The 4,441-nt window shown below is 37.4% G+C and carries 4 protein-coding genes; 1 reads left to right on the top strand and 3 read right to left on the bottom strand.

The features are described from left to right. Nucleotides 1–254 precede the first annotated feature (254 nt). The 3 genes from dprA to JIV24_RS09930 all read right to left on the bottom strand — a co-directional run bounded on the left by dprA (nt 255) and on the right by JIV24_RS09930 (nt 3,072). The gene (dprA, locus tag JIV24_RS09940; protein WP_200464881.1) at nt 255–1,364 is read right to left on the bottom strand and encodes a DNA-processing protein DprA; all 1,110 of its coding nucleotides are present in this window, start codon (nt 1,362–1,364) and stop codon (nt 255–257) included. 614 nt (nt 1,365–1,978) lie between these two features. Then, a complete protein-coding gene (locus JIV24_RS09935; protein WP_200464880.1) occupies nt 1,979–2,587 on the bottom strand; it encodes a hypothetical protein in 609 nt (202 codons plus the stop codon). 20 nt (nt 2,588–2,607) lie between these two features. After that, nucleotides 2,608–3,072, bottom strand: a complete 465-nt coding sequence (locus JIV24_RS09930; RefSeq protein WP_200464879.1) for a hypothetical protein — start codon at nt 3,070–3,072, stop codon at nt 2,608–2,610. Nucleotides 3,073–3,298: 226 nt separating this feature from the next. Between JIV24_RS09930 and aroB the strand changes: the two genes are divergently transcribed. Continuing rightward, nucleotides 3,299–4,369, top strand: coding sequence for a 3-dehydroquinate synthase (gene aroB / locus JIV24_RS09925; protein ID WP_200464878.1), 1,071 nt, complete (start codon nt 3,299–3,301; stop codon nt 4,367–4,369). Nucleotides 4,370–4,441: the final 72 nt, after the last annotated feature.

Here is a 4,441-nt window from a genome sequence, read left to right as displayed (position 1 = left end):
ATCCCCTAACTTATTTTATATATATTTACTCTCCTTGTGCACTCGGTTTTACTTACGCAAAAATATCATTTTTGTTCCTACTTCTATCCACATTTTTATTTTACAGCTCATATATAGGTAAAACCCTATTTGCTAAAAGATTTTCTGACTGAAGATTTACAAAAAAGGGTCGTTTTCACTACTACTCACCCTCAAAACTGCTCACAGTAACATTTCTCACCTCTCAACGCTGCCCTCTACCTTTCGTACTTCAACTATCTCACCAACCTAAATGCATTACCCGGCAAGCACTTGACCAATCCTGCAAACTCCAAAGATAACATGGTGGCACTGACTTTACTCACAGGCAGTCCACTTTTCACACACAGCTCATTAGCTGTTAGTTCTTTATTTTCAACAATTGTATTATACAGCACTTCTTCTTCTTTCGTATTAAATGACTGAAACAAGGATGACTGCAATGCATCTACCTTTCCTTCACTTTCCCAACCCAGTGAATATTCCAAATCTTCAACACCTTCAATCAATGCCGCTATATTTCTTTTTATCAAATAGTTGCCCCCTTTCGACAGTTCATCATTGGCTTTTCCCGGAAATGCCATTACATCACGATTGTATGACTCTGCAATACGTGAGGTTATAATCGCGCCCCCTTTAATCCCCGACTCTACCATCACTAAGGCATCTGCCAATCCTGCCACAATACGATTACGTCTAACAAAATTAGGCCTATCTGGTTTAGTACCCGATGTAAATTCTGTTATCAAGCCACCTTCTGACAACATATCTTTAGCCACATTACGATGCAACGAAGGGTAAATACGATCTAAGCCATGTGCCATCACGCCATAGGTTGGCAAACCAAATTTTAAGGCTGCCTGATGCGCGCACACATCAATACCATAGGCTAATCCACTAACGACCACAGTGCCCGGATGACGGTTCGCAATACCTTCAATTAACTTCTCACAATTAATACGAGCATCATCAGATGCTTTGCGGGTTCCAACAACTGCCAGAACTTTGCTTGCATCCAGATTAGAAGCTCCTTTGGTATATAAAACGATTGGTGCATCATCACAAAACGACAAACGTTTAGGATAATTATCATCTGCAAAATAAAGAGTTTGGATACCGTGCTTCTCTATAAATTCTAACTCTTGTTCTGCCCTGTCAAGAACATCAGACGACTTAATGCCACCTGCCAATCCATTACCAATACCCGGAATTTTTGAAAGAGCTCTTAAACTTTGAGAGAAAACAGCCTGCTCATCGCCAACATAAGCAACAAGGTTTCGCGCTAATTTAGGTCCTATACCTTTTATCAGGCTTATGCCAATTTGATATTTTAAGCGATCAGACAATGTAAGGTTTGATTATCAGATACTAAAGTAGAAAAAAATATGACTTAAGCTAGCAAATCACTTAAATAGTTATCAACACTCCAAAATTATCCCAACTTAGTCAAGTCAGAAAAGCATCAAGAATTCACAACATGTTAATAATGTTTCCCTTTTAAAGAAAAAATGGGAAAGTATGCCATCGAAGGCGGTAGGATGAAGTTCAACAATCAAACGCTGCTTGTTCGCAAGTCGCCATTTCCATAACGGATTTTGTTTGAAACAGCAGATGGCGCAGATTAAACACAGATTGTTTTATGACGGAAGACGGAAGTATAAAAGCTTAGTCATACTTGAGAAAAAGTAACACCTAACTTTCACAAAAGTATAAGGCAACTTTTTATGAAGTAACAGCATGCTTCCCAAAAAGTGTGATGTTACTTGTATCAAAGCACCACCTTACTTTAAAATCAAAGCAGAGTTCCAACATATGAAAGCAAATCATCCCAAATAATTGACAACGCCAGTTCCTTATGCTTGACCGATGATATTCCTTACGCTATACCATCATCATCCCTTACCTATGACTGCTATAGTTCCTTATAAGGGTCGATTGTTGTCAAGCTAGCCTGAGAGGATCAATAATTGTTCTGGGGTATTCTGAAAGTAATACCAGTAGTAACAACACCTATATTACCATTACCAACTTCGAGTAACATACAAAAGTTATCGGTTACAAAATAGCGCACCCCCACTAAGGGTCTAATCTTGATATCAAAAGATTTTGATGTTTCGGTTTGAATATTATCTATCCCCACAGGGTAATAAATATTATCCTCCGCTCTATTCCATTTAAAAAGCAGACTTAAACCAGCGTAAAAATCCCAATCGCCAAGAAAAACCTTGTAATCAGTCCATTCTTCAATCCAGCCGGCAAAATGCACATTGGCATTGCCTCCCAAAACCAGGTCAGAATAGATATGAACGTTAGCAGCAAGCGTATCATTCTGATATTCATCGCGACTATAACCTACTAAACCACCTACGCTTAAAAAATCAGCAAGTCCTTTTTCAGCTGCAATAGAAATTGGAGGCACTTTTTTAATGCTGTATCCATCCCAATCGTGCCGATCACTAAAGTCAGCAAAAGATATTTTCGGACTTATATACCAGTCTGAATTACTAAACTGCGCAGATAAAAGGTAGCAGTTACACAACAACACTATTACTATTAAAACACTTCGCATTAGTGCAACATTTTTTTTGTTTAAGCCTTGGAAACAATTGCTGCGTACCTCCTGAGTTCGATAAGTTGCTTTTTATCAACAGCACTTAAGCCCACAGTCGGAAACATAGCTATTCTTCCTTTAATTCTACCACAAATTAATAAACCTGCACCAACAATACCTAATCCACCTCGTACTTTAACATATTTAATTCGATCGACAGGAATCATAATACGTTTGTATTCGCGCCAAAAAGGAAACAAATTATAATATTTCACATCCAGTTTGGACTGATCACCCTCAACTTCAACATAACAAAAACCCCCAATGTAATACAGTACTACAATGGCAATTAGAAATATCCACAACAACATCTCAATGGTTTTATCACGGGTTTCAAACCACAAATAATTAGCCCCAATTGCCACAATAGCAATCATTACAATAATTCGTAATGTTGTACTTATTCTTTTTGCCCTATTTTTATTGTCAAACTTGATGGTCATTTTTAATTAACTTGAATGAATAAAACAGATGCTCAGCTTACAATATGACATTTATCACCTATCTAAACTCACAGTTTAATACTTTTAGGTAAAGACAAGTAAAAACATCGTTTCAATTGCTAAAAATAACTATTTTTGCATGCATCAAAGCAAAACACAAAAATTGATTTGATACCCAACTCATACATTTGTTACAGGTAGCTTGTTTTATCATTAAATTTTAAGAATGTTTCCCTTATTATCTAAAGAGTCGAATGTTTTCATTGCTGAAGATTTAAAGAAAGATATTGAGTATTTCATCAGTGGCTTTCCACACGACAAGGTCTTTCTTCTATCAGATGAAACAGCCTATGAGATGTGCTATCCGAAAATCAAAGAGGTTGTGGGCTTATCACCTGAACGAACTGTTATTATACCCTCAGGAGATCACAATAAAGGTGTTGAGACATTAGCAAAAGTGTGGCATCTATTAAGCCATGGCGGTGCCGATAGAAAATCACTACTTATCACCCTTGGCGGTGGCATGCCTTGTGATTTAGGCGGATTTGCAGCATCAACATTCAAAAGAGGAATACAATTTATAAACATACCAACGACTTTACTGGCACAAGTTGATGCATCTATAGGTGGGAAAACCGGCATCAATTTCGAAGGCTTTAAAAATGAAGTAGGTGTTTTTAACCAGGCTACTGCAGTTCTTATTGAAACCAGTTTTTTAGATACTTTAGACAAGGAAAACATCGTATCGGGCTTTGCCGAGATGATTAAACATGCCTTTATTTATTCAGCCGACAGATGGGATCAGCTAAAGGATTTTGACATTTTCAATCCGGACTACTCACAACTTAAAGAGCTCGTTGCAGATTCGATTCGTATAAAGGATCACTTTGTACAGAATGATCCTTTAGAAAACCATATTCGCAAGGCGCTGAACTTTGGCCATACTTTTGGTCATGCCTTTGAAAGTTTGGCCATGCACGAAAATCGTGCTGTTTTACATGGGTACGCAGTAGCCTTTGGAATGATTTGCGAATTATATTTATCGCACATACGCCTTGGCTTTCCAATGCCACAGGTAATGTCCATAGCCAATCAGTTAGAAAGCATATTTGGTCATTTTGAGTTTACAAAAGATCACTTTGACGAGCTTTATCGCCTAATGACGCATGACAAGAAGAATGATTCAAACCGCATTAACTTTACACTATTAGAGGAAATCGGGAAAATTCAAATTAATTGTCAGGCCAGTAAAGATGAAATATTTGATTCCTTACATTTTTACTGTAACATCAAATAACACTGTAAGCTAAACCAGTCCATTCAGAGATAAAGTGAACATTCGCTTTTAACACATTAACAATCACTTGCC

It is taken from the genome of Carboxylicivirga marina, from assembly GCF_016612505.1.
GTDB classification, from domain to species: Bacteria; Bacteroidota; Bacteroidia; order Bacteroidales; family Marinilabiliaceae; genus Carboxylicivirga; species Carboxylicivirga marina.
Note: the sequence above shows the minus strand (reverse complement) of the source record. Positions and strands in the feature narration are given on the sequence as shown.